General features: G+C 64.5%; 19 protein-coding genes and 1 pseudogene. 11 read left to right on the plus strand and 9 right to left on the minus strand.

Going from position 1 to position 26,006, the window contains the following annotated elements:
- Positions 1-221 precede the first annotated feature (221 nt).
- From glgX to NRG74_RS07110, 4 genes are read left to right on the plus strand one after another with little or no spacing between them, the layout of a single operon-like run.
- A complete protein-coding gene (gene glgX / locus NRG74_RS07095) occupies positions 222-2,411 on the plus strand; it encodes a glycogen debranching protein GlgX (RefSeq protein ID WP_231893088.1) in 2,190 nt (729 codons plus the stop codon).
- Positions 2,408-3,169, plus strand: coding sequence for an endonuclease/exonuclease/phosphatase family protein (locus tag NRG74_RS07100; protein WP_017639947.1), 762 nt, complete (start codon positions 2,408-2,410; stop codon positions 3,167-3,169). Before glgX ends, NRG74_RS07100 begins: the two co-directional genes overlap by 4 nt.
- Positions 3,166-4,413 (plus strand): cardiolipin synthase ClsB, encoded by a 1,248-nt coding sequence (gene clsB, locus NRG74_RS07105; RefSeq protein WP_257706145.1) that lies wholly within the window; start codon positions 3,166-3,168, stop codon positions 4,411-4,413. Before NRG74_RS07100 ends, clsB begins: the two co-directional genes overlap by 4 nt.
- Complete coding sequence (locus NRG74_RS07110; RefSeq protein ID WP_017639949.1) at positions 4,410-5,456, plus strand: lysylphosphatidylglycerol synthase transmembrane domain-containing protein; 1,047 nt, start codon at positions 4,410-4,412, stop codon at positions 5,454-5,456. The genes clsB and NRG74_RS07110 overlap by 4 nt, the downstream gene beginning before the upstream one ends.
- 7 nt (positions 5,457-5,463) lie before the next feature.
- Here NRG74_RS07110 and NRG74_RS07115 read toward each other — a convergent pair whose 3' ends face one another.
- The 8 genes and pseudogenes from NRG74_RS07115 to NRG74_RS07150 all read right to left on the minus strand — a co-directional run bounded on the left by NRG74_RS07115 (position 5,464) and on the right by NRG74_RS07150 (position 17,396).
- The gene (locus tag NRG74_RS07115; RefSeq protein ID WP_257706146.1) at positions 5,464-6,189 is read right to left on the minus strand and encodes a polysaccharide lyase family 7 protein; all 726 of its coding nucleotides are present in this window, start codon (positions 6,187-6,189) and stop codon (positions 5,464-5,466) included.
- Between the two features lie 89 nt (positions 6,190-6,278).
- Positions 6,279-8,498 carry a 1,4-alpha-glucan branching protein GlgB gene (glgB, locus tag NRG74_RS07120; protein WP_257706147.1) on the minus strand — a complete coding sequence of 740 codons (2,220 nt, stop codon included), beginning with the start codon at positions 8,496-8,498 and terminating at the stop codon, positions 6,279-6,281.
- On the minus strand, positions 8,495-11,824 hold the full coding sequence (gene treS, locus NRG74_RS07125; protein WP_257706148.1) for a maltose alpha-D-glucosyltransferase: 3,330 nt from the start codon (positions 11,822-11,824) through the stop codon (positions 8,495-8,497). Before treS ends, glgB begins: the two co-directional genes overlap by 4 nt.
- A gap of 133 nt (positions 11,825-11,957) precedes the next feature.
- On the minus strand, positions 11,958-13,961 hold the full coding sequence (locus tag NRG74_RS07130) for an alpha-1,4-glucan--maltose-1-phosphate maltosyltransferase (protein ID WP_257706149.1): 2,004 nt from the start codon (positions 13,959-13,961) through the stop codon (positions 11,958-11,960).
- A gap of 461 nt (positions 13,962-14,422) precedes the next feature.
- On the minus strand, positions 14,423-15,250 hold the full coding sequence (gene nadE, locus NRG74_RS07135) for an ammonia-dependent NAD(+) synthetase (RefSeq protein ID WP_257706150.1): 828 nt from the start codon (positions 15,248-15,250) through the stop codon (positions 14,423-14,425).
- Positions 15,247-15,756, minus strand: a complete 510-nt coding sequence (locus NRG74_RS07140) for a CinA family protein (RefSeq protein WP_064308798.1) — start codon at positions 15,754-15,756, stop codon at positions 15,247-15,249. Before NRG74_RS07140 ends, nadE begins: the two co-directional genes overlap by 4 nt.
- Positions 15,757-15,966: 210 nt before the next feature.
- A pseudogene (locus NRG74_RS07145) lies at positions 15,967-16,404 on the minus strand (nucleotidyltransferase family protein); the annotation flags it as partial.
- 2 nt (positions 16,405-16,406) lie between these two features.
- Positions 16,407-17,396: an XdhC family protein gene (locus NRG74_RS07150; RefSeq protein WP_257706151.1), complete on the minus strand. Its 990-nt coding sequence runs from the start codon at positions 17,394-17,396 to the stop codon at positions 16,407-16,409.
- Positions 17,397-17,540: 144 nt separating this feature from the next.
- Here NRG74_RS07150 and NRG74_RS07155 point away from each other — a divergent pair, with 144 nt between their 5' ends.
- The 6 genes from NRG74_RS07155 (at position 17,541) to NRG74_RS07180 (ending at position 24,109) form a co-directional block, all read left to right on the plus strand.
- Entirely contained in the window at positions 17,541-18,410 is an 870-nt protein-coding gene (locus NRG74_RS07155; RefSeq protein WP_257706152.1) for a Ku protein, read from the plus strand.
- 11 nt (positions 18,411-18,421) lie between these two features.
- Entirely contained in the window at positions 18,422-20,980 is a 2,559-nt protein-coding gene (gene ligD / locus NRG74_RS07160) for a DNA ligase D (RefSeq protein WP_257706153.1), read from the plus strand.
- A 117-nt stretch (positions 20,981-21,097) separates the two neighbouring features.
- Positions 21,098-22,111, plus strand: a complete 1,014-nt coding sequence (locus NRG74_RS07165; protein ID WP_371913893.1) for an acyl-CoA dehydrogenase — start codon at positions 21,098-21,100, stop codon at positions 22,109-22,111.
- A complete protein-coding gene (locus NRG74_RS07170; protein WP_236712145.1) occupies positions 22,099-22,860 on the plus strand; it encodes a PIG-L deacetylase family protein in 762 nt (253 codons plus the stop codon). Before NRG74_RS07165 ends, NRG74_RS07170 begins: the two co-directional genes overlap by 13 nt.
- The gene (locus tag NRG74_RS07175; protein ID WP_017639961.1) at positions 22,857-23,456 is read left to right on the plus strand and encodes a class I SAM-dependent methyltransferase; all 600 of its coding nucleotides are present in this window, start codon (positions 22,857-22,859) and stop codon (positions 23,454-23,456) included. The genes NRG74_RS07170 and NRG74_RS07175 overlap by 4 nt, the downstream gene beginning before the upstream one ends.
- Positions 23,453-24,109: a glycosyltransferase gene (locus tag NRG74_RS07180; RefSeq protein WP_160922323.1), complete on the plus strand. Its 657-nt coding sequence runs from the start codon at positions 23,453-23,455 to the stop codon at positions 24,107-24,109. Before NRG74_RS07175 ends, NRG74_RS07180 begins: the two co-directional genes overlap by 4 nt.
- Before the next feature lie 3 nt (positions 24,110-24,112).
- On the opposite strand, the gene NRG74_RS07185 is transcribed toward NRG74_RS07180, so the two are convergent.
- Positions 24,113-24,907, minus strand: a complete 795-nt coding sequence (locus NRG74_RS07185; protein WP_257706154.1) for an AraC family transcriptional regulator — start codon at positions 24,905-24,907, stop codon at positions 24,113-24,115.
- Positions 24,908-24,983: 76 nt separating this feature from the next.
- On the opposite strand from NRG74_RS07185, the gene NRG74_RS07190 reads away from it, so the two are divergent.
- On the plus strand, positions 24,984-25,994 hold the full coding sequence (locus tag NRG74_RS07190) for a bile acid:sodium symporter family protein (RefSeq protein ID WP_184288526.1): 1,011 nt from the start codon (positions 24,984-24,986) through the stop codon (positions 25,992-25,994).
- The last annotated feature ends 12 nt before the right edge of the window (positions 25,995-26,006 follow it).

A 26,006-nucleotide genomic window follows, 5' to 3' on the forward strand; every position in this document is an offset into this window, starting at 1 on the left:
AGGCCTTCTCTCTGCCGCCTCGCTGCGGCGTCTGCGTTATCCCTGGTTTTCTGATTTTTCCTGCAAAAACAACGCTTTGTCGGCTCGCCATGGGAGCTCGGAACTGCGCTGCGCCGGGCCTTTCATATGCAGGTAGCCGGATCTGTATCGATTCAGCCACCGGCAGGTATTGAGAGCCGAGTCAGAGCTACTTCCTTCCTAGCTATCCCGAGAGCGTCGAAATGACTTCAACTGAGTCCAACAAGCCGTTAACCGAAGCAACCACTTTCATCAGTAAGTCCAAGTCTCGTGTTCGTGAAGGCCTGCCCTATCCCCTGGGCGCTACCTGGGACGGCTCCGGCGTGAACTTCGCCATCTTTTCCGCCAACGCCACCAAGGTCGAACTCTGCCTCTTCGACGATGAAGGCAAGGAAGAAATCGAGCGCATCGAACTGCCGGAATTCACCAATGAGATCTGGCACGGCTATCTGCCCGATGCCCGTCCCGGCACCCTCTACGGCTACCGGGTACACGGCCCGTACGAGCCGCAGAACGGCCATCGCTTCAATCACAACAAGCTGCTGATCGATCCCTATGCCAAGCAGATCGTCGGCGAGCTGGAGTGGAACGACGCCCTGTTCGGCTACACCATCGGCCACGCCGATGGCGACCTGTCCTTCGACGAGCGTGACAGCGCGCCCTTCATGCCGCGCTGCCGGGTCATCGACCCCGCCTTCACCTGGGGCAACACCACCCATCCGCGGGTCCCGCGTGATCGTACCGTGTTCTACGAGACCCACGTCCGGGGTTACACCATGCAGCACCCGGCCGTCCCGGAAAGTGCCCGCGGTACCTTCTCCGGCCTGCAGGAAAGCGAGGTCATCGACTACATCAAGTCCCTCGGCATAACCTCCGTCGAGCTGATGCCGATCCACTACTTTCTGGACGACAACCATCTGCTGGAAAAGGGCCTGAAGAACTTCTGGGGCTACAACACCCTGGCTTTCTTCGCGCCGCATTCGCGCTACATGGCCAGCCAGTCCATCGGCGAATTCAAGGTGATGGTCGCGCGCATGCACAATGCCGGCCTCGAGGTCATTCTCGACGTGGTCTACAACCACACCGCGGAAGGCAACGAGATGGGCCCGACCCTCTCGCTCAAGGGCATCGACAACGCCAACTATTACCGCCTGATGCCCGATGATGCGCGCTACTACATCAACGACACCGGTACCGGCAACACCCTGAACATGAGCCATCCCTGCGTGCTGCAGATGGTGACCGACTCGCTGCGCTACTGGGCCACCGAGATGGGCGTGGACGGCTTCCGCTTCGACCTGGCCACCATCCTGGGCCGCGAGCCGGATGGCTTCGACGAAGGCGGCGGCTTCCTGCACGCCTGCCGTCAGGATCCGATCCTGGCCGAGACCAAGCTCATCGCCGAGCCCTGGGACTGCGGTCCCGGCGGCTACCAGGTCGGCAACTTCCCACCCGGCTGGATGGAGTGGAACGATACCTTCCGTGACACCGCGCGGGCCTTCTGGAAGGGTGACGAAGACAAGATCGGCGATTTCGCGAAGATCTTCCTGGGCTCCGGCGACAAGTTCAATCGTCGCGGTCGCAAGCCCTATTCATCGGTGAACTTCGTGACCGCCCACGACGGCTTCACCCTGGCCGACACCGTGTCGTATAACGACAAGCACAACGAGGCCAACGGCGAAGGCAACAACGACGGCCATTCCCACAATCTGTCGTGGAACTGTGGTGTCGAAGGCGAGACCGACGATCCGGAAATCATCGAACTGCGCTATCGCCAGATGCGCAACCTGCTGGCCACCCTCTTCCTGTCCCAGGGCACGCCGATGCTGCTGGCCGGTGACGAATTCGCCCGTACCCAAGGCGGCAACAACAACGGTTACTGCCAGGACAGCGAGATCGGCTGGGTCAACTGGGAGATCAGCGAAAAGAGCGCCGAGCTCCAGGAATACGTGCGCAACCTGATCGACCTGCGCCGTCGCTATCCGCTGCTGCGTCGCAGCCGCTTCTTTACCGGTGCCTACAACGAGGAACTGGGCGTCAAGGATGTCACCTGGCTGCAGCCCGGCGGCACCGAGATGGGCGACGAGCAGTGGCAGGACGGCAGCAACAAGTGCATGGGCATCCTGCTCGATGGCCGTGCCCAGCCGACCGGCATTCGTCGCAAGGGCGCGGATACCTCGCTGCTGATTCTGGTCAATGCTCATTATGACGTGGTGGATTTCACCCTGCCGGAAGTCCCCATGGGCGAGCATTGGTCCCTGCAGCTGGATACCAATCAGCCTGACCTGGATGCCGGCGACGTCTTCAATTTTGGAGACACCTATCAGGTCACCGGACGCTCGGTACTGCTGTTCGAGCTGACCCAGACCAAGCGGAGGAAGCGCCAGGCATGACGAACGCGCAACAGGGTTTTTCGTTCAAGGTCCTGACCATCAACACGCACAAGGGCTTCACGTCCTTCAACCGCAAGTTCATCTTGCCGGAATTGCGCGAGGCGGTGCGGACGGTGTCAGCGGACATTGTCTTCTTGCAGGAGGTGTTGGGTACCCACGAAAAGCACCCGTTGCGCTTCGAGAACTGGCCGGCGGCGCCGCAGTACGAGTTCCTGGCCGATTCGATGTGGACCGATTTCGCCTACGGGCGCAATGCGGTCTACCCGGACGGCCATCACGGTAATGCGGTGCTGTCGAAGTTTCCCATCGTCAGTTACGACAACTTCGACATTTCCATCGCCGGTCCGGAAAAACGCGGGATGCTGCATTGCGTCCTGCGCGTACCGGATCAAGGGGTGGATCTGCACGTCATCTGCGTCCATCTGGGGTTGCGGGAAAAGCATCGCCAGATGCAGATGAAGCTGATCTGCGAACACATCAATTCCCTGCCCAGCGACGCGCCCGTCGTGGTGGCAGGGGACTTCAACGACTGGCGCCAGAAGGCCAACGACATCCTTGGCCAAGGCGCGGGACTCGAAGAGGTGTTCATGAAGACCGCAGGGCGGCTGCCCAAGACCTTCCCGGCGAAGCGTCCACTGCTCTGCCTGGATCGCATCTATACCCGTAACGTCAGCGTCGGTCGCCCACAGGTGCTGGGCAATCAGCCGTGGTCGCACCTGTCCGATCACGCGCCCCTGGCTGCGGACTTCCACCTATGAACTTCGAGTGGCGGGACGGAAACCGCATCGCCTTGCTGGAAAACGGCGAGGACTTCTTTCCCCGGGTTTTCGAGGCGATCCGCGAGGCGGAGCGCGAAGTCATCATCGAGACCTTCATCCTGTTCTACGACAAGGTGGGTCAGGGCCTGCAGCAAGAATTGGTGGCGGCGGCCAGGCGTGGTGTCCAGGTGGACATCACCGTGGATGCCTATGGCTCGCCCGATCTGCCGCGTGATTTCATCGATGAGATGGTTCATGCCGGCGTGCGCTTCCGCTACTACGATCCGCGCCCGCTGGTCATGGGCATGAGGACCAACCTCTTCCGCCGCCTGCATCGCAAGATCGTGGTTGTGGATGGCCGCCTGGGCTTCATCGGTGGCATCAATTATTCCGCCGAGCACCTGGGTGACTTCGGGCCGGAAGCCAAGCAGGACTACGCCGTCGAGGTGGAAGGCCCCATCGTCGACGATATCCATCGCTTCGCTCGCGACGCCATCAACTCGCCTGAGGAAACCCACCGCTGGTGGGGCAAGCGTTCGCAGAAGCCGGCCAACAACCGCAACCCGGGCAATGCCCAGGCCCTGCTGGTGTACCGCGACAACGACGAACATCGCGCCGACATCGAAAAGCACTACCTGGAAATGCTGCGCAACGCCAAACGCGAGGTGGTGATCGCCAACGCCTACTTCTTCCCGGGCTATCGTCTGCTGCGGGAGATGCGTAACGCGGCGCAGCGCGGCGTCCGGGTGGTGCTGATCGTACAAGGCGAGCCGGACATGGCCATCGTCAAGGTCGGCGCCCAGATGCTCTACAACTACCTAGTCAAGGCCGGGGTGGAGATCTACGAATACTGCCTGCGCCCCTTGCACGGCAAGGTGGCGACCATGGACGAGCACTGGTCCACCGTGGGTTCGAGCAACCTGGACCCCTTGAGTCTTTCGCTCAATCTCGAATGCAACCTGATCTTCCATGACCACGCTTTCAACCGTGAATTGCGCGGTCGCCTGGAAACCCTGATCGAGCATCACTGCGAGCACGTCGACAGCAGCAAGGTGCCCAAGCGCACCTATTGGCACCTGGCCAAGACGATGCTGGTCTTCCACTTTTTGCGCCACTTCCCCGCCTGGGTCGGCTGGCTGCCCGGTCATACCCCCAAGATCGAACTGGTGAGTCCACCGGTGCAGCCCGAGCTGGAAACCCAGGACCGGGTCGATTCCCCGATTTCAAGGTATCCCCAACGATGAGCAGCCACAGCGACACCCTGGATCACGCCGACGACCAGGAAGACGGGCAGACTGCCGCCAAGCCGCAGAACGGCCGCTGGGTCCTGGCCAAGAAGATCCTGACCTGGGTGTTTCTGATCGCGGTCGTGGTGCTGCTGGTGATCTACGCCCGGAAGGTCGACTGGGGCGAGGTCTGGAAGGTCTTTACCGGCTACAAGTGGACGACGCTGGCCATGGCCGGTGGCCTGGTGGTGCTGTCCTACATCATGTACGGCTGCTACGACCTCATCGGTCGGGCCTATTGCGGGCACAAGCTGGTCAAGCGCCAGGTGTTCCTGGTGTCCTTCATCTGCTACGCCTTTACCCTCACCCTGAGCACCTGGGTCGGCGGCATCGGCATGAGGTATCGCCTCTACTCGCGATTGGGTCTTTCCAGTGGCACCATCACCCGCATCTTCTCCCTGAGCATCGCCACCAACTGGCTGGGGTACGTGCTGCTCGCCGGTGGCATCTTCGTCAGCGGTGTGGTGGACATGCCGCCTAACTGGTTCGTCGGCGACACCACGCTGCGGCTGATTGGCTTCGGCTTGCTAGCCTTCATCGTCTTCTACCTGGGCGTCTGCGCCTTCGCCAAACAGCGCGAATGGACGGTGCGCAAGCAGCGGCTCGCCCTGCCCTCACTGCGCATGGCCTGCCTGCAACTGCTGGTGTCTTCGATCAACTGGATGGCCATGGCCGCCATCGTCTATCTCTTCCTTGGCCGCCAGGTGGACTATCTGCATGTGCTCGGCGTACTGCTGCTCTCCAGCATCGCCATGGTCATCGTGCATATCCCGGCTGGCGTCGGCGTACTGGAGACGGTCTTCATCGCCCTGCTGGCCAATGACGGCCTCAGCCAGGGCAAGATCATCGCCGCCCTGCTTGGCTACCGGACCCTTTATTTCATCATCCCGCTGCTGATCGCCGCGGTGCTCTATTTCGCCTTGGAAGGTCGTGCCAAGAAGCTCAAGGTGAGCAATGATCGGCGCGAAGAGCGCAAGCAGCAGGAAAAGCACGCCACCTGAGACGGGCCTACCGATTATTGGGCTGGTGCATGGAAATCAGCCGGTAGAAGAGTACCCGTCCGCCCTCGGTGGCGGGTCCTTCCCCGTCACGTAAGCGGGCGCCCGCCTTGAAATACAGGTGATGGTTGCTCCAGGCGTTGTCCAGTTGCAGACCCAGATCCCCGTTTCGTGAACCGGCACCATGGGCACGTATGGTGAGCACGCCACTGCGCGTCAGCTTGATGTCGTAGCTGAAGCGACTGTTGAGCGGCAGGTGCTCCAGCAGGATGACGTCCTTGGGGCTGTCGCTGGGGCTCTCTCGCAACCGGGCGATCAGTTGACCCTGGGCGACCTGCCCATTGCCCGTGGCCGGACTCTCCACCCGATAGACCAGTTGCAACAGCGCCTGAGGCGCGGCCGGTATCGCGGTCTGGTCCTCGATCTGGCTGATGATGACCTCAGGGCGTGACGGCACCTGCTGCACCGCCGCCTCGGCCTGTAGCAGGGCGTCCGCCTCGCGGTACTTCCAGGCATAGGCACTGCCGTCCGGACGCGTCTCGCGGAGCTCGGTGGCGGGATAGCTGCTGAAGGGCTGCGGGGTGCCGGTCACCGGGACCCAGAACACCAGCGATCCCCCCTCGCCGCGCGTGAGGTAGAGGCTGCGAAAGGCGCTACTGTTGAGTTCGGCGGTCTGTACCTGGGCCACGGGCATGGGTACGGGAACCGTCAGATTCCATTCAGCGAGATCGATCATGGGGTTCTCGGTGGCCAGATGCCTGACAAGCATCGCCCAGAACGGGGATGCCTGTCAGCGGAACGCGCCCCGTATGGGGCGCTCCCGGATCAGCCCTGCGGCTTGAACACCAGCAGACCCAGCGGTGGCACTTGCAGATTCAGCGAGGCCGGCTGGCCGTGGGCGCCGATTTCCTCGGCCGTCACGCCGCCGCCATTGCCCAGATTGGAGCCACCGTAGCGCTCGGCATCGCTGTTGAAGATCTCCTGCCAGTGGCCCAGTGCAGGCACGCCCACTCGGTAGTCGTGACGCGGCACTGGGGTGAAGTTGGCGATGACCAGCAGCGGTCGCTGCTGGGCGTCCTTGCGCAGCCAGGCGAAGACGCTGTTGCCATTGTCGTCCCCTACCACCCAATCGAAGCCCTCAGGCAGATGATCACGCTCGTGCAGGGCCGGCTCATGACGATAGAGGTGGTTGAGATCGGCCAGCAGCTGCTGCACGCCCCGGTGGGTACCGTGCTCCAGCAGGAACCAGTCCAGCTCGCGATCATGACTCCACTCGCGCCACTGACCGAATTCGCAGCCCATGAACAGCAGCTTCTTGCCCGGGTGGGTCCACATAAAGCTCAGGTAGGTACGCAGGTTGGCGAACTTCTGCCAAACGTCGCCCGGCATCTTCTCGATCATCGAGCCCTTGCCGTGCACCACCTCATCATGGGAGATGGGCAGCATGAAGCGTTCGGACCAGGCGTACACCAGGCCAAAGGTCATCTGGTGATGATGGTACTGGCGATAGACCGGATCCTCTTCCACATAGTGGAGGGTGTCGTTCATCCAGCCCATGTTCCACTTGAAGTCGAAACCCAACCCCCCTTCGCTGACCGGTGCGCTGACGCCCGGCCAGGAGGTGGATTCCTCGGCGATCACCAGCGCGCCTGGCGCCTCTTCGTGGACCACCTCGTTGAGGTGACGCAGGAAGGCGATGGTCTCCAGGTTCTCGCGACCGCCGTGGATGTTGGGAATCCACTCACCGTGCTTGCGCGAATAGTCGCGGTAGAGCATGGAGGCCACGGCATCCACCCGCAGGCCGTCGATGTGGAAGTGCTTGAGCCAATGCATTGCGGAAGCCAGCATGAAGCCGTGCACCTCGTGGCGCCCCAGGTTGTAGATGTAGGTGTTCCAGTCCTGGTGGAAGCCTTCGAAGGGGTGCTCGTACTCGTACAGGGCGGTACCGTCGAAACGGGCCAGGCCGTGTTCGTCGGTGGGGAAATGCGCCGGGACCCAGTCGAGGATCACACCGATGTCCGCCTGGTGACAGGCATCGACGAAGGCAGCGAAGTCTGCCGGGGTGCCGAAGCGCGAGGTGGGCGCAAACTGGCCCAGCGGTTGGTAGCCCCAGGAACCGCTGAAGGGATGCTCCATGATCGGCAGCAGCTCGATATGGGTGAAGCCCATCTCGCGGACGTAGGGAATCAAGCGCTCCGCCAGCTCGCGCCAGTTGTACTGTCGCCCCTCGTCACCCCCTTCGCGGCGCCAGGAACCGGCGTGCAATTCGTAGACCGAGATAGGCGCTTCCACGCCTTGCAACTCGCGACGGCGAGCCATCCAGTCCTGATCGTGCCAGGTGAAAGGCTTGTTGTCGGCCACCACCGAGGCGGTGCGCGGCGGCAACTCCGCCGCCAGGGCAATGGGGTCGGCCTTGAGCGGCAACACGCCGTGCTGGCCGAGGATCTCGTACTTGTAGGCCGTGCCGACCGGCAGGCGCGGGACGAACAGCTCCCAGACGCCACTGTTGGCACGCAGACGCATGGGCAGGCGGCGGCCGTCCCAGCTGTTGAAGTCGCCCACCACCGAAACGCGCCGGGCATTGGGCGCCCAGACCGCGAAGCGCACGCCCTCGATGCCGTCGACCTGGCAGCGTTGGGCGCCAAAGGTCTCGCCGAGATTGCGGTGGCGGCCTTCGTTGAACAGGTAGAGATCGGTCTCCCCCAGCAACAGGCCGAAGGAATAGGGATCCTCGGTTTCCTGCACACCGCTGGGCCAGCGGATGATCAGCTTGTAGGGCGCGGCGTACTCCAGCCGTGCAACGAACAGGCCGGGCACCCGCCCGGGCTGCATCTGGGCCAGGGGCCGACCGCTGACGCGATCGACCAGTTCGACACCCAAGGCACTGGGCAGAAAGGCGCGGACGATCACGTCCTCGCCATCGGGATGGGGACCGAGCACGGCGAAGGGATTGCCGTGCTCGCCGCGGGCCAGCGACTCGGCTTCGGCAGCCGAGAGCCGGGCGTCGTCCAGGAGAGCGACGGGGGCGGTATTGTGATCGGTCATGCGCGGGCTCCGGACAAGAGGGTCTCGACGATGGCGGCGACGCCACGTAGCGGGATGTTGATCCAGGTGGGTCGATTGGCAGCCTCGTAGCCTATCTCATAGACCGCCTTCTCCAGGCTGTAGAGATCCAGCGCCGCCTGCTCGCCCCGCTCGCTCCACTGGTGGCCGATGTCGGCCGCCGCAGTGCGATAGCCTTCCAGGAAGGCTGCGTAGGACGCATTGCGGTAGGTCTCTGCCGCCTTGGCACGCAGTTGCAGATGCTCTTCCGAGGTATCGGCGCCGGCGTTGCTCGACTGGGTGACCATGGCCGCCGCGTAGTCGAAGGAGCGCAGCACCCCGGCAACGTCCTTGTGCGGACCGTACTTGCCGCGGCGGTCTTCCAGCGACCGCGCCGGCTCGCCTTCGAAGTCGATGAGGATGGCATCGTCCTGGGCCACCAGCACCTGACCCAGGTGCAGATCGCCGTGGACACGGATACGCAGACCACCCTCGACGTCGGCGGCCAGGGCCTCGATCCGCTTGGCCAGGGCTTCGCGCTTGCCGACCAGGCGCTGCAGCAGCTCCTTGCCGGTAGCATCGAGCTGGTCGCCCATGCCCTGCAGGGTATCCAGAGCGCCGTCGACCTGGACGCGTACGCGATGTGCCAGCTCCTTGGCCGCCTGGGCGTCCACGGTTTCGGGGGCGAAGGCTGCATCCTCGGTGGGCTGCGCCAGCACCCGATGCATCTCACCGAGACGCTTGCCCAGTACGCCAGCGAAGGCCGTCAGATCGCCCATGGCGGTGAATTCGTTCTCCACGTCGGAGATGCCGCCACTGAGCAGATCGCGGGTGACGCGATCCAGCCCGTCCAGGCTCCAGGTCCAGGCATCACCCTGGTTGTGGATGTGCTGCTGGACCAGCATCAGTACGTGCGGCGTGCCATCCGCGGCGACGCGTTGGGCCACGGCGTGGGTCGCGGCGATATTGGCGAATCCGGCCTGGGCCAGATAGCGGCCCATCTCCACTTCCGGATGGATGCCCGGCGCCACCTTGCGGATCAGCTTGAGCATCAGGTGATCGCCGACGATCAGCGAACTGTTGGATTGCTCCACGCCCAGGTGCTTGATCTCGATGTCCGGATCCAGCGCGAAGTCTTCGGCCTGATCGTAGACCTCGAAGCGCAGTTCACCCGCGGGCACGGCAAGCTTGGCGCCCTTGTGGAAAGCGTCGAACACGCCATGCACGAAGCTGGTCAGAGCGAAGGCGTCGGTCACCAGGCCCACGCGGCGCACATGACGGATGCGGGAAATGGCCAGTTGGGTCGCCAGCGGGCTGCAGTGCTGGTCTTCCTCGGCAAGGAAACCCAGGGGCAGCGCATAACGCTCCTCGCCCTTGGCGTTGGTCACCACCACTTCGCTGAACATCACCGGCAGCTTGGGGGTATTGATCTGGGCGGCGTAGTCCAGCCGCACGCCGGTGATGGCCTCGTCCTTGGAACCGAACCAGCGGCGCTTGGGCAGATAGACCGGCAGTACCTCTTCGAAGATGCGGCGCGGCTCGCCGTCGAGCAGCTCCTGCAGATTGCGCTTGATCACTACCGTCTGGTAGTCGGGCATCGGCGCCGGCGGCTCGGTGTGCCAGGCGGGCATTTGTTCGTTGCCGGCCAGGTAGAACCAGTAGAAGCCATAGGGCGGCAGGGTCAGCATGTAGGGCAGCTGGCCGATGGGCGGGAAGGCGCTGCCGCCGATCATTTCCACCGGCACCTGACCGGCGAAGTTGGACAGGTCCAGCTCCACCGCCTGGGCGGCACGGGAAACGTTGGCCACGCAGAGGATGGTCTCGTGCTCACCCTGGGCATTGGTGAAATCGCGCAGGTAGGCCAGGATGCGTCTGTTGGTGGGCGACAGCATCTTCAGGGTGCCGCGACCGAACGCCTTCTGCTGCTTGCGCACGGCCAGCATGCGCCGCGTCCAGTTGAGCAGCGAATGGGGATCGCGGGACTGAGCCTCGACGTTGATCGCCTGGTAGCCGTAGAGCGGATCCATGATCGACGGCAGCACCAGGCTGGCTGGATCGGCGCGGGAGAAGCCGCCGTTGCGGTCGACCGACCACTGCATCGGGGTCCGTACGCCATCGCGGTCGCCCAGGTGAATGTTGTCACCCATGCCGATTTCGTCGCCGTAGTACATCGTCGGGGTACCGGGCATCGACAGCAACAGGCTGTTGAGCAGCTCGATACGGCGACGGTCGCGCTCCAGCAGAGGCGCCAGACGACGACGGATGCCGAGGTTGATACGCGCGCGGCGATCCGAGGCGTAGTAGTTCCAGAGATAATCCCGCTCGCGGTCGGTCACCATCTCCAGGGTCAGTTCATCGTGGTTGCGCAGGAAGATCGACCACTGGCAATTGGCCGGGATCTCCGGGGTCTGGCGCAGGATATCGGTGATGGGGAAGCGGTCTTCCTGGGCGATGGCCATGTACATGCGCGGCATCAGCGGGAAGTGGAAGGCCATGTGGCATTCGTCGCCATCGCCGAAATACAGCTGGGTGTCTTCCGGCCACTGGTTGGCCTCGGCCAGCAGCATACGGTCCGGATAGTTGGCGTCGATCTCGGCGCGAATCTCCTTGAGCACCACGTGGGTCTCGGGAAGGTTCTCGTTATTGGTGCCGTCGCGCTCCACCAAGTAAGGAATAGCATCCAGACGCAGACCGTCGACACCTAGATCCAGCCAGTACCTCATGATCGAGATGACGGCCTTCATGACCTGGGGATTGTCGAAATTGAGGTCCGGCTGGTGGGAATAGAAGCGGTGCCAGAAGTACTGGCCGGCGACCGGGTCCCAGGTCCAGTTGGACTTCTCGGTGTCGAGGAAGATGATGCGGGTGCCATCGTACTTCTGGTCATCGTCGGACCAGACGTAGAAATTGCGCGCCGCCGAGCCCTTCTTGGCGCGGCGGGCGCGCTGGAACCAGGGGTGCTGGTCGGACGTGTGGTTGATGACCAGCTCGGTGATCACCCGCAGGCCACGGGCATGGGCTTCGGCGATGAATCGCTTGGCATCGGCCATGGTGCCGTAGTCAGGGTGGATGCCACGGTACTCGGCGATGTCGTAGCCGTCGTCGCGGCGCGGCGAGGGATAGAAAGGTAGCAGCCAGATGGTGTTGACGCCCAGGCTGGCGATGTAGTCCAACTTGTCGATCAGGCCGGGGAAGTCGCCGATGCCATCGTTGTTGGAGTCGAAGAACGACTTCACGTGCACCTGGTAAATGATCGCGTCCTTGTACCACAGCGGATCGTCGATGAAGGCGGCAGGTTTGCGGGAACGAGCTTTATTGGGTTTTGCCATGTCGTCAGGTCCTTAACAGGGCGTCTGAATCAGATACGTGCGCCGGTCGTCCATGCCGCCCGGCGATGGAGATGGATCGGACCAGGCACGCCGGGATGTCTCCCGCTGCCTGGTCGACCCGTCTGAGAGGTCGCTAGTGGCCCGCCTGGATGCGCCAGATGCCGAAGGGCATCGACGGCTCCAGCCGTGTCCATTGGGTCTTGCCGTGCCAGGCCCAGCGGTGCCCGGTCATCAGGTCTTCGCCATAGGTAGTGGCGTGATCGTCGAGGCCCAGCTCCCACAATGGCAGTTCGAAATGGCCTTCCTGGGCGTTGAAGGGATCCAGGTTGATCGCCACCAGGATGAAGTTGCCCAGGTCGTCGGTGCGTTTGCCGAAATAGAGGATCTGGTCGTTCCAGCAGGTGTAGACCTTGAGCCCCAGATGGGTTTGCAAGGCGGGGTTCTGCCGGCGGATCCGGTTGAGCTGGGCGATCTCGCCCATGATGTTGCCCGGCGCATAGAAGTCGCGCGGGCGCAGCTCGTACTTCTCCGAATCCAGGTATTCCTCCTTGCCGGGCGTGAGGGGCGCGCCCTCGCAGAGCTCGAAGCCGGCGTACATGCCCCACAGACCGGAACCCATGGTGGCCAGGGCCGCGCGGATCAGGAAGCCGGGACGGCCACTGGTCTGCAGGAAGCCCGGGTTGATGTCCGGCGTGTTGACGAAGAAATTCGGCCGGTAGCAATCGCGCAGCGGCGCTTCGTTGAGCTGGGTGAAATACTCGGTCAGCTCAGCCTTGGTGTTGCGCCAGGTGAAATAGGTGTAGCTCTGGCTATAACCCACCTTGCCCAGGCGCGCCATCATCGCTGGCTTGGTGAAGGCTTCGGCGAGGAACATGACATCGGCGTCGCGCCCACGGATGTCCGCGATCAGCCATTCCCAGAACGGCAGCGGCTTGGTGTGGGGGTTGTCGACGCGGAAGATCTTCACGCCCTGCTCCACCCAGTGCCAGACCACGTCACGCAGCGCCAGCCACAAATCCGGCACGGCATCCTTGGCATAGAAGTCGACGTTGACGATGTCCTGGTACTTCTTCGGCGGGTTCTCCGCATAGCGCATGGACCCATCCGGCCGCCAGGAGAACCAGCCCGGATGTTCCTTGAGCCATGGATGGTCGGGCGAACACTGGATGGCGAAGTCCAGGGCGATCTCCAGGCCGTGGTCGGCGGCCGCGGCCACCAGGGCGCGAAAGTCCTCCAGGGTACCCAGCTCGGGATGCACGGCATCGTGGCCGCCATCGGGGCTGCCGATGGCATAGGGACTGCCCGGCTGATCCGCGCCCGCCCCCAGGGTATTGTTCTTGCCCTTGCGGTGGGCCAGGCCAATCGGATGGATCGGCGGGAAGTACAGGACATCGAAACCCATGTCGCGAACACGCGGCAATTCGCCGATCACGTTACGGAAGGTGCCGTGGCGCTGGGGGTCATCGGTGATCGAGCGTGGGAAGAGTTCGTACCAGCTGGCGAATTCGGCGCGTAGGCGCTCGATGTCCAGCGGGTATTCGATGCTGTGGGTCAGATGCACATAGGCATCCACAGGTGCCATGGCCTGGCTGGCCTCACCCGCCAGCAGCACGGCGACCTTGTCGCCCTCACTGCCCGCCTGATCGAGGCGCTGCAGTAGCGCCTCCAGCGGACCGCGCTGCTCGCCTTCAGCGCGAGACAGCGCCTGTTCCACATGGATGCGGCCTTCCTGCAACTCCAGGTTCAGGCCGACACCCGCGGCGTACTTCTTCTCGATCTCGTAGCGATAGGTGCCCCAGACGTCCCACCAGGCCTGGACCACGAATTCGTAACGACCCACGGCCGGCGGTGTGAAGCGACCGCGCCAGAGATCGTTGGTTTCCAGGGTCAGCGGAGCGTGTTGCCAGTTCTCCTCGCCCTCCTGACGCCAGAGCACGCTGGCAGCCAGCTTGTCGTGGCCATCGGCGAAGATCTTGGCGGTCACCTCGACGACCCGACCGGCGATACCTTTGGCGGCAAACTGGCCATTGTCCACGGCCGGAGTGACCGATTCGATGGCGATGCGCGGAGTCTGGGCAGCCGTGACGGGATCGAGGGAAAGCGTGGAAAAAGAACCGGGGAGATCGGTGTTCGACATCGAGCCTGACTCCATCTAGAGACGCGTGAAAGGTCGCAGCGCTCAAGCGCTGCGACCTAGGTCATGAACCCACTACTGCTTGGCTTGCCGCCAAAGAGGCCTGGCTGGCCAACCCCTCGCAGAGGGATCGGTAACCCGTAGCGATGCCCAGGAGGACACCACTCCAGACAGCCGCGGCTCTACTGCAACCGGAAGCACTCACGCGGGTGTGTCTGAAAGAGTCTGAGCACCGAGGGCGCGCAAAAGTTCAGCGAAACGGCAATGACCGATCGCTTCTGAAAAATGGATAAAATCCATAAATATCATCTGCTTATGACAGGAATATAAAGTTATTTATAAATAAAGAAGCCTGTGTCCCGGTATTCGCTGGGATATACCGGGACGCAGGCTGAAAGGCGGGCAATATTCAGGAACGGACGTCAGAAAAAACCTTTATAAAACGTCCTAACCCTTTGAATCAATTAGAAAGGGGTATAGGGAAGATCACGCTTATGGGCATTGCGCCGGTAAGTGTTGAGGATGATCTCCAGGGTTGCCGGGCTCACCGGTTTGCCTTCGAGGAAGTCGTCGATTTCGGCGTAGGTGATGCCGAAGGCATCTTCGTCGGCCTTGCCCGGTGAGAGGGATTCCAGATCAGCGGTGGGCACCTTGTGTACCAGATCGTCCGGCGCACCCAGCCATTCGGCCACGGCCCGGACCCGCCGTTTGTTGAGGCCGTGCAAGGGCGTGAGATCGCAGGCGCCATCGCCGAATTTGGTATAGAAGCCCATCAGAGCCTCCGCCGCATGGTCGGTGCCTATCACCAGCCCTCGACGGGCGCCGGCCACGGCGTATTGGGCGATCATGCGCTGACGCGCCTTGATGTTGCCCAGCGTGAAGTCTTCGTGGAGCTCGTCATCGAAGGCCACCTGCGCCTCGCGCACCGAGGCGAGCATGGCGTCGCTGGCCGGCTTGATGTTGACGGTATGGGTCTCGTCCGGCTGGATGAATTTGAGCGCGCGCTGGGCATCTTCCTCATCACGCTGGACACCATAGGGCAGGCGCATGGCGATGAATCTCAGGCGTGCGTTGCCGCTCTCCTCGCGCGCGTGCTCCACGGCCAGCTGCGCCAGGCGGCCGGCGGTGGAGGAATCCACGCCGCCACTGATGCCCAGCACATAGCTCTCCTGGCGGCTGTTGAGCAGATAATCCTTGAGAAACTGGATGCGCCGCTCGGCCTCCTGGGCTGGATCGAATTGCTCGGGTACCTGCAGGGCCTGGATGATGTCGCGCTGAAGGGCTTCGGTCATCGGGCATTCTCCTCTGATTCGCGTTCGAGACGTTGATGATAGGGCACTACGGCGTTCAAGCTGTGCCGGGCCGCGGCCAGCTGCACGGCCTCGCGGTCACCGTCGAAATGCTGGGTTTCGGAATAGAGCACGATGTCGTCACCGACCCGATAGCCCCAGGCGAAGCAGACGGTTCCCTGGGGAATGCCATCCGCCCCGCCCGGCCCGGCCAGCCCGGTATTGGCGATGGCCACCTGGGCCGGACTGTCGCGCAGGGCGCCCGCGGCCATCTCTCGTGCCACGGCTTCGCTGGTGAGGTTATGCCGCTCGATCGTCTCCGGCTTGACGCCCAGCAGACGTTGTTTGGCTTCGGGCGAATAGACGACGTAACCGGACTCGATACAACTGCCGCTGCCGGGTATTTCCGACAGCAACCCTACTACCTTGCCCGCGGTGCAGGATTCCGCCGTGGTGAGCTGCAGCTCGTGATCCTTGAGATAGTCCAGCATGGACTCGATGGTATTCATGATCGTCTTGCCCCAAATAGCGTTCTCCTGCGTTGGAAGAACAGCGAAATGAGGAAGTTCGAGAGCCACCGAGGGTGTTTTTTCAAGGTCAGCGGGGGTATCGATGTCAAGGTGGATACCGGCGTCCGTCACCTTCCGCTCTAGCACCGACGCCTGGCGCAAGAGCCGTTTCGCTCCTTCGTCGCCCAGGAGGTCGCCCAGCGCAGCGGCAAAATTCCGACCAAAGAGCACGGGGTGACCGCGCTTTTCCTGAAAAACGGGTACGACGACGCGCGCCGGGTCATGCAGCGCCAGCAGCTGTCGCGCCGTGGCGGGCTGCACGAAGGGCATGTCGCCCAGGGCGACCAGCCAACCGGATGCGTCCGGCGTCGCTCGCACTGCGGCGGCCAGGCTGTCGCCCATGCCGGTGGTGGGCAGAGTCAGCACTTCCAGGCCCTCCTCTCGGGCCAGCTCGGCGCGCCAGGGGGCCCCGCTCGCGACCACTGCCAGGCAGGGCAGATCCAGGCTCTTCCAGAGGCGAAAGGTGGCTTGCAATACCGTCGATTCGGGGTGACCGGGCAATGGTGCCTGCAGCTTGTCGTCACCGCCCGCTGCGCGGAAACGGCTACCGGCTCCGGCTGCCAGGACGAGCACCTGTACCCCTGTCATCCCTAGGCGACCTGTTCCACCGCCACCAAGGCCCGCTTCTTCTGGGTCAGGGCGATGCCGTTCTTGACCGCTACCACCTCCGCCAGCAGCGACAGCGCGATCTCCGGCGGCGTATGGCTGCCGATATGCAGGCCGATGGGGCCATGCAGGCGGTTGATGGCCGCCACTGGCACCTCCAGCTGCAGCAGCCGCTCACGACGGCGGTCATTGTTGCGCAGCGAACCCAGGGCGCCGACATAGAAGGCATCGGACTGCAGCGCCGTCAGCAACGCCAGGTCATCCAGGCGCGGATCGTGGGTCAGGGCCACCACCGCGGTGCGTTCGTCCGGGCGGATCGACAGCACCGCATCGTCCGGCATGCCGGAAATAAAACGCGCCTGACGTGTCTCCCACCCCTGCCGGAATTCCTCACGGGGATCGCAGACCAGCACTTCGAAATCGAGCATGGCGGCCATGTCGGCGACATAGAGCGACAGCTGACCGGCACCGATCAGCAGCAGGCGCCAGCGTGGGCCATGCACCAGGCGCAGGCGTCGTTCGTCCAGGGTGACCGGCTCGTCGCGCGTGGCGCTGGAGATCCGCACCTCGCCGGTGGCCAGGTCCAGCTCGCGCAAGGCCAGTTCATGACCGTCGCAGCGCTGTAACAGCTGCTCCACCCAGCGCCAGTCACCGACCTGTTCCTGGACCAGACGCAGGGTACCGCCACAGGGCAGCCCGAAACGCGCCGCTTCGTCGCCGGAGACACCGTAGGTGATGATCTCCGGGCGTTCCCCGGCGAATTGGCCGGCGTGCAGTCGGGCGATCAGATCGTCCTCGATGCAGCCACCGGACACGGAGCCACAGACCTGGCCATCGTTGCGCAAGGCCAGCATGGCGCCCGGCGGCCGCGGCGAGCTGCCCCAGGTCTGGACCACGGTGAACAGGCTGACGCCATGGCCCTCCCGTCGCCAGGCCAGGGTCTTGCGCAAAACTTCCTGATCGACACTGTCCACGCCCTGCTCCTCTCTACCCTGCACCTGCAACGGCAAAATCGTCGTTCGGGGGTAGAACCCAACAACGAAGCGGGGTTCCCCGGGGGCGGAACCGGGTGGATCGCCGGCCTATCCATAGAGGGACACCCCTCAAGGAGAACGTCCATGCCCCGCTCGATCTGGAAAGGCGCCGTCAGCTTCGGCCTGGTGCACATCCCCGTCTCGGTGGTCTCGGCGACCCGGCAGTCGGGCATCGACTTCGATTGGCTGGACGATCGCAGCCTCGACCCGGTGGGCTACAAGCGCATCAACAAGACCACCGGCAAGGAGGTGCCCAGCGAACACATCGTCAAGGGCATCGAACATGGCAAGGGCAAGTACGTGGTGCTCAGCGAGGACGAGATCCACAATGCCCTGCCCGAGGCCACCCGCACCATCGACATCCTGACCTTCGTCGAGGCGCGCGAGATCTCCATCCTGCACTTCGAGAAGCCCTACTACCTGGCGCCGGACAAGAATGGCGAAAAGGTCTATGCCCTGCTCCGTGACACCCTGAGCGCCGCCGGCAAGGTCGGGGTGGCCAATCTGGTGATGCACTCCAAGCAGCACCTGGCGGTGATCATGCCGCTGGGCGATGCGCTGGTACTCAATACCCTGCGCTGGGCCGACGAGGTGCGGTCCGCGGAAGACGTCGGACTCGAAGGGTTGGACGCCAAGGTGAGCAAGAAGGAAGTGGACATGGCCCAGCGCCTGGTGGACGACATGACCGAGCAATGGGATCCGGACCAGTACCACGACACCTTCAAGGACAACGTCATGGCCTTGGTCGAGCGCAAGCTCAAGGATGGCAAGCTCGAAGCCGTCGCCGAGGAGCCCGAAACCGAAGACAGTGGCGCCGACGTCATCGACCTCACCGAATTGCTGCGCCGCAGCCTGGGTGGCAAGCAGGACAAGGCCAAGGATTCACCCAAGCCCAAGAGTGCTGGCCGCTCGGCCAGTCGGCGTAGCCCTGCCGCCCGTCGCAAGGCCAAGTGAGGATCGCTGCCATGGCTCCTTCGACCAGCGAATACAACCGCAAGCGCAACTTCGACATCACCGCCGAGCCGCGTGACGAGGACAACCCACGTCGACGCAAGGCCAAGGGCGCTCTGAGCTTCGTCATCCAGAAGCACGACGCGCGCCGTCTGCACTATGACTTCCGCCTGGAACTGGACGGCACCCTCAAGAGCTGGGCGGTGCCCAAGGGGCCCAGCCTGGACCCGGGTGAAAAGCGCCTGGCGGTGCAGGTCGAGGATCATCCCCTCGCCTATGGCAGTTTCGAGGGCAGCATTCCCGAAGGTCAGTACGGCGCGGGCGACGTCATCGTCTGGGATCGCGGCGAGTGGCAGGCCGATGGCGATGCGGCCGAAGGCTATGCCGCCGGCAAGCTCAAGTTCGAACTCAGGGGCGAAAAGCTGCGCGGCCACTGGACCCTGGTGCGCACCCGGTTGCAGGGTCATAGCGACAAGCCTCAGTGGTTGCTGATCAAGGAACGCGACGATCAGGCCCGTGACATCGCCGACTACGACGTGACCGCCGCCGAGCCCGACAGTGTGCTGAGCGACAAGACCCTACCGCGCCTGGGTCAGGGCAAACAGACCAAGGCCAGCACCCGCTCGACCAGTCCCAAGCCGCCGGCACGCAGGGCCAAGGCGCGTAAGGCCGAATTACCGGAGACCCTGGAGGCGCAACTCGCCACCCTGGTCGACAGTCCACCCGCCGGCGACTGGCTGTATGAGGTGAAATACGACGGCTACCGCCTGCTCGCCCACATCGAAGGCGGCGAGGTGCGCCTCTTCACCCGTAGCGGCAACGACTGGACCGAGCGCCTGCCGGAACAGGCCCGGGCGCTGGCCGCGCTGGGCCTCGACAACGCCTGGCTGGACGGCGAGATCGTGGTCAACGACGGCCAGGGCGTCTCCAGCTTCCAGGCGCTGCAGAATGCCTTCGAGACCGGCAAGGCCACCCGCATCGCCTATTACCTGTTCGACATGCCCTATCTGAACGGTGCAGACCTGCGCGAGGTCCCGGTCGAGCAGCGCCGCGAGCTGCTGGGCAAACTGCTGGAGGACAGCAACGACAGCGACCTGCTGCGCTTTTCCGCCGCCTTCGAGGTGCCCGCCGATCGCATCCTGGCGAGTGCCTGCGAACTCGGTCTCGAGGGGGTTATCGGCAAGCGCCTGGGCAGCCCCTATCGCTCTCGGCGCAACAAGGACTGGATCAAGCTCAAGTGTGCCCACCGCCAGGAATTCATCATCGTCGGCTACACCCCGCCCAAGGGCGGGCGGCAGCACCTGGGCGCGCTCCTGGTGGCGCTGCATGATGAGCAAGGGGAGTTGCACTATGCCGGCAAGGTCGGCACCGGTTTCACCGCAGCGATGCTCAAACAACTGCATGGCAGATTCCAGCCGCTGATCGTAGAGCGGCCACCCGTGGTGGATCCGCCCAAGGGCGCCGCCTACCGCGAGGTGACCTGGCTGAAGCCCGAACAGCTGTGCGAAATCGCCTACGCCGAGATGACCCAGGATCGCATCGTCCGCCAGGGCGTCTTCCATGGCCTGCGCGACGACAAGCCAGCCCGGGAGATCGGGCTGGAGGAGGCGACTCCGGCCCGGGAGGCCGAGGCGGCGCCCCCCTCTGCCTCACGCCGCCCGTCCGCAGGCAAGGAGAGGGATGCCACCGTGGCCGGGGTACGCATCAGCCATCCGGAGCGGGTCATCGACGACGCCAGCGGCGCCCGCAAGCTCGACGTGGCCGGCTACTACGCCGCCGTCGCCGACTGGATCCTGCCGCACCTGGCCGACCGGCCCGTCGCCCTGGTCCGCACGCCCGAGGGCATCGCTGGCGAGCAAATCTTCCAGAAGCACAAGCAGACCCTGGCGATCCCCCACATCCGCGAACTGGATCCGGTACTGGATCCCGGCCACGCTCCCCTGATGGTCATCGACAGCCGCGAGGCGCTCATCGGTGCGGCCCAGATGGGTACGGTGGAACTCCATACCTGGAATGCCACCGCTGACCGTATCGAGCGCCCCGACCGCTTCATCCTCGATCTCGACCCTGATCCCGCCCTGCCCTGGTCGCGCATGGTGGAGGCGACGGAGCTGGTACTGACCCTGCTCGACGAGCTGGAGCTGCAGGCCTTCGTCAAGACCAGCGGCGGTCGCGGCCTGCACCTGGTGGTGCCCCTGGATCGGCGCCAGGACTGGGAGATCGTCAAGGCCTTCGCTCAGGCGGCAGCGCAGCACCTGGCCAATACCCTGCCCAAGCTCTTCGCCGCCAAGATGGGCGCGCAGAATCGCCAGGGGCGGATCTTCGTCGACTATCTGCGCAATCGCCATGGCGCCACCACGGTCAGCGCCTTTTCCCTGCGCGCCCGTCCGCACCTTGGCGTTTCGGTGCCCATCGCTCGCGAGGAGCTGTCGTCCCTGGAGGCGAGCGATCAATGGCGCTTCGACTCCCTGCTGCCACGCCTCGAAGCGCTCAAGGATGATCCCTGGGCCGGGTATGCCAAGGTGCGCCAGGGCCTCACGGCGGCACGGCGCAAACGGCTGGGCGTCGAGTAGCGACGCGCCTGCCGTCGGCCAACGTACCGCCTAAGCGAAACCCCTCCGCGTTGCCCGTGGTCTGCACTAACGAGCGTTGTCGTGGACAGCGCCGTCGCCAGCCACGGGATGGAGCCGATGTCGATCGATCTGGATAACCTTCAGGACACCCTGGACGAGTGGGCCTATGACGAGGTCACTCCTGCACTGCTGCAACACCGACTCCAGATTCTCAACCAGCGCGGCCTCGATCGCCTGCCGCTGCCAGGCCAGGGGCAGACCCTGGAGCGCTGGCGCGCCCTGGCCAAGGTAGCCAATCACGACCTGGGCCTGGTCAAGCTGTACGAAGGCCACACCGACGCCCTCGCCATCCTCAGCGAACTGGATGGCTTCGTGCCGCCGCCCGCCAGCCTCTGGGGTGTCTGGGCAGCCGAGCCGCCGGATGCCCGGCTGCTGGTGCGCTATGGCGCCGACAGCATGGTCACCCTGCACGGCCGCAAGTCCTGGTGCTCCGGTGCCGCTCTGGTCAGTCACGCCCTGGTCACCGCTTGGATGGACGACCATCCGATGCTGGTGGCGGTGGAAATGAATCAACCCGGCGTCGAGGTCACTCAGGACGGCTGGCGGGCGATCGGCATGCAGCATACGGGCAGCGTCGACGTGCTGTTCGATGGTGCAGCCGGCGTACTGGTCGGTGCCCCTGGCCGTTATCTGCATCGCCCTGGCTTCTGGCACGGCGGCGGGGGAATCGCCGCCTGCTGGTATGGCTCGGCCACCGCCCTGGCCGACACCCTGCGCGCCTACTGCAAACGCCATCGCGAGCCCCATGCCCTGGCCCATCTGGGCCACGTGGATGCCGCGTTGCTCGGCGCCGCGACCGCGCTGCGTCAGGCGGCCCACTGGATAGATCAGGAGCCTGTAGCGGACGCCCGCTATCCCATCTGCCAGCTACGGGCCCTGGTCGAACAGTGCGCCGAAATCGTCGTCCGCCATACCGGCCGGGCCTTTGGCGCCGCGCCGCTATGCCGCGACGCCTACTGCGCCCGCCATATGGCGGACCTGCCGGTCTACCTGCGCCAGAGTCATGCCGAGCGTGATCTGGCGGTACTGGGTGACCTCAATCTGCTGGAGGGTGCCCCTTGGCAACTGTAGGCGATCGTCAGATTCAAGGAGCCGGCACCACGCCCGAGGCCTGGCTACAGTGGTCCGGCTTTGGCGAGATGCCGGCCATCGAGGCGTCGCAACTGGTCCCGCCCGGACATCGCGCGGTGGTCGTCGCGCCGCATCCGGACGACGAGATCCTAGGCTGCGGCGGCCTGCTCTGCCAGCTGGGTGAACTGGGTCGCCGCCTGGCGCTGGTAGCGGTCACCGATGGCGACGGCAGCCACCCGCGATCCACCCTCTGGCCCACCACCCGACTGCGCAATACCCGTCCGCTGGAGACCCGCGAAGCCCTGCGCCGCCTGCGCCTGGAGCGCGCCACCGTGACGCGCCTGGCGATTCCGGATGGCCAGGTGAGCGAGCAGGAAGCCGTGCTGCAACAGCGGCTGCTGGAGTTCATCACGCCCGAGGACGTGGTCTTCGCCACCTGGCGGCTGGATGGCCATCCCGATCACGAAGCCACCGGCCGCGCTGCGGTGGAAGCCTGCCGGCTGCGTGGCGCTCGCTGCATCGAAGTACCGGTCTGGACCTGGCACTGGGCCGCTCCGGGTGACCCACGGGTGCCCTGGGAAAGAGCGCGCCGCCTGGATCTGGAAGAAGACGTTTTGGCGCTGAAGAAGCGTGCAGTGAATGCCTTCGGCAGTCAGTTGACCGAGGATGCCAGCACGGGACAGGGGCCGATCCTGCCGCCTGCGGTGGTCGCCCGTCTCACCCGTGCCTGGGAGGTCTATCTGACGTGACCGTCTCCATGAGCTATTTCGACTCCCTGTACGCCAGCAGTGAAGACCCCTGGGACTATCGTCATCGCTGGTACGAGGCGCGCAAGCGGGACCTGACCCTGGCCATGCTGCCCCACCGCCGCTACACCCAGGGCTACGAGCCGGGCTGTTCCACTGGTGAGCTGTCCAGGCGGCTGGCCGAGCGTTGCGAACGCCTGCTGGTCAGCGACGGCAACGCCTCCGCGGTCGCCACGGCCCGCGAGCGCCTGGCCGATCAGGCCCATGTCGAGGTACGCCACCTGCTGTTGCCGGACGCCTGGCCGGCAGGCGCCTTCGATCTCATCGTCATCAGCGAGATCGGCTACTACCTCGGCGAGAACGGCCTGGCTGCCTTGCTGGATCGCGCTCACAGCGCCCTGCTACCCGGCGGTGTCCTGCTCGGTTGCCACTGGCGCCACCCCATCGAAGGCTGCGCCCTGACCGGCGACCAGGTCCACGAACGCATGGCCGCCCTGCCCGGCCTGCATCGCCTGAGCCACCTCGAAGAATCCGATTTTCTCCTCACCCTCTGGTCCTCCGACCCCACCTCCGTCGCCCGCCGGGAGCAGCTTCTATGATAGGTGCCGTGATACCCGCTCATAACGAAGAGCAACACGTCGAACGCTGCCTGCAATCGGTGCTGCGCGCCGCGCGACATCCGGCGCTGCTGGGTGAAGCCGTCGAGATCGTCATCGTGCTGGACAGCTGCACCGACGGCACCGCCGACATCGTTCGCCGCTTGCCGGTGACCGCCCTGGAGGTCTGGGCCTGCAACGTCGGCCTGACCCGGGCGACCGGTGCGGCGCACCTGATCCAGCGTGGCGCTCGCTGGCTGGCCTGCACCGATGCGGACTCCGAGGTGGCGCCGGACTGGTTCGCCGCCCAGCTCGCCTATGGCGCCGATGCCGTCTGTGGCGTGGTGGAGGTGGATGACTGGACGCCACATTCGCCTGGTCTGAGAGCCCGCTATGAGGCGGCCTATCACGACCGCGAAGGCCATCAGCACATCCATGGCGCCAACTTCGGCATTTCTACCGCAGCCTATCTACAGGCGGGCGGTTTCCCCTCCATGACCGTGGATGAAGACGTCAGCCTGGTCACGGCGCTCAAGACTCAGGGCGCACGCATCGCTTGGAGCAACAGCGTACGCGTCCGTACCAGCTCGCGGCTGGATTGCCGCGCGCGCGGCGGCTTCGGCGACTACCTGAATCTGCTTGGCGCTACCGCCTGACCCTTAGACCCCCAGGGCGAAGGCCCCGGGTGTCGCGCCGAACTGCCGGCGAAAGGCGGCGATAAAGGCCGACGGCGAGTTGTAGCCGCAATCCAGCGCCACCTCGGTCACCGCGGCGCCCTGCTCCAGGCGCTCCAGGGCACTGATCAGCCGCAACCGCTGCCGCCAGGTTCTGAAGGTCAGCTCGGTATCCCGCAGAAAAGCCCGACTCAGGGTCTTTTCCGAGGCGCCCAGCACCCCGGACCACTGCGCCAGGGTACGATCGTCCGACGGATTGGCCGCCAGGGCCTCGCACAGCAGGCGCAGCCGGCCATCCTGGGGCGCCGGCAGCGATAGCCCCACCTCGGGCGCCGCCTGCAACTGATCCAGCATCACCGACACCAGCCTTCCCTCGGTGCCGTCCTCGTCATACTCCCGGGCGAAGCCACTGAAGGTCTTGATCAGCTCACGGATCAAGGGACTCACCGCCACCACCCGACAGCGCTCACCGACATAGGGCGCCGCCTCGGCACCGACATAGAGACTGCGCATCTCCGCCCTGGGCGAGGAACGCACCTGATGCTCGACATCGGCGGCGATCCACACCGCCCGCTGCGGTGGCGCCACATAGCTGCCCTCGGCGGTGGTCACCGTGAGCACGCCCTTGATGGCATAGGACAGCTGCCCCCAGGGATGCCGGTGCCAGGGTGTCCAGGCCGGTTGCGCCAGGGATTCGACCCGGGCATAGAGGCGCCGTGGCAGGTTGGCGAGTTCGGGAACGGGACGTTCGACCGCAGACTGTCCGTTTGACGACATCATTGGGGCTTTTCGCGTTAGTCGGCTAGGTCAGGAGACGATAGCCTTGGGGCTATTCGCAGACAACCCGAGAGAGACCATGGCTCGTCCCCGCCTGATGCCCGATAACTTCACCCTAATGCTGGTCGCCACGGTGATTCTCGCCAGCGTGCTGCCCTGCCGGGGCCTCGCCGCCCAGATCGCCAACGTGGTGACCAACATCGCCATCGGCCTGCTGTTCTTCCTGCATGGCGCCAAGCTGTCGCGCCAGGCACTGGTGGCCGGCATCACCCATTGGCGGCTGCACCTGCTGGTGTTCGCCTTCACTTTCGTCAGCTTTCCGCTGCTGGGCTGGGCGCTGCAGCCGCTGCTGGCGCCGCTGGTGACGCCCGAGCTCTATCTGGGCGTGCTGTTCATGTGCGCCCTGCCCGCCACGGTGCAGTCCTCCATCGCCTTCGTTTCCATGGCCCGCGGCAATGTCTCGGCGGCGGTCTGCAGCGCGTCGTTGTCCAGCCTGCTCGGTATCTTCCTCACGCCGCTGCTGGTCCGGCTGCTGCTCGACGCCCATGGCGGCTCGGATGGCCAGAGCACCCTGGATGCCATCGTCAAGATCTGCGTCCAGCTGCTGCTGCCCTTCGTCGCCGGCCAGCTGCTGCGCCCGGTGATCGGCCACTGGGTGGACCGCCACAAGGGCAAGCTCAAGTTCGTCGACCAGGGCTCCATCCTGCTGGTGGTCTATACCGCCTTCAGTGCAGCGGTGATCGAAGGCCTCTGGCGGGAGACGCCGATCCTGTCGCTGGTGGGCCTGGTGTTCATCTGCGCCACCCTGCTGACCCTGGTGCTGCTCGCCACCCGCTACAGCGCGCGGCTGCTGGGCATGAGCAAGGAAGACGAAATCACCGTGGTCTTCTGCGGTTCCAAGAAGAGCCTGGCCACGGGGGTGCCCATGGCCAAGGTGCTGTTCGCCGGCAGCACCATGGGGCCGGTGCTGCTGCCGATCATGCTGTTCCACCAGATCCAGCTGATGGTCTGCGCGGTGCTGGCCCAGCGCTACGCCAAGCGTGAGGCGGTAGCGCCTGTCACGCCCGTGGTAGCGCCGCTACCCAAGTAATGCGCGCGGCGG

Source organism: Pseudomonas oryzihabitans, from assembly GCF_024652905.1.
Classification (GTDB): domain Bacteria; phylum Pseudomonadota; class Gammaproteobacteria; order Pseudomonadales; family Pseudomonadaceae; genus Chryseomonas; species Chryseomonas benzopyrenica.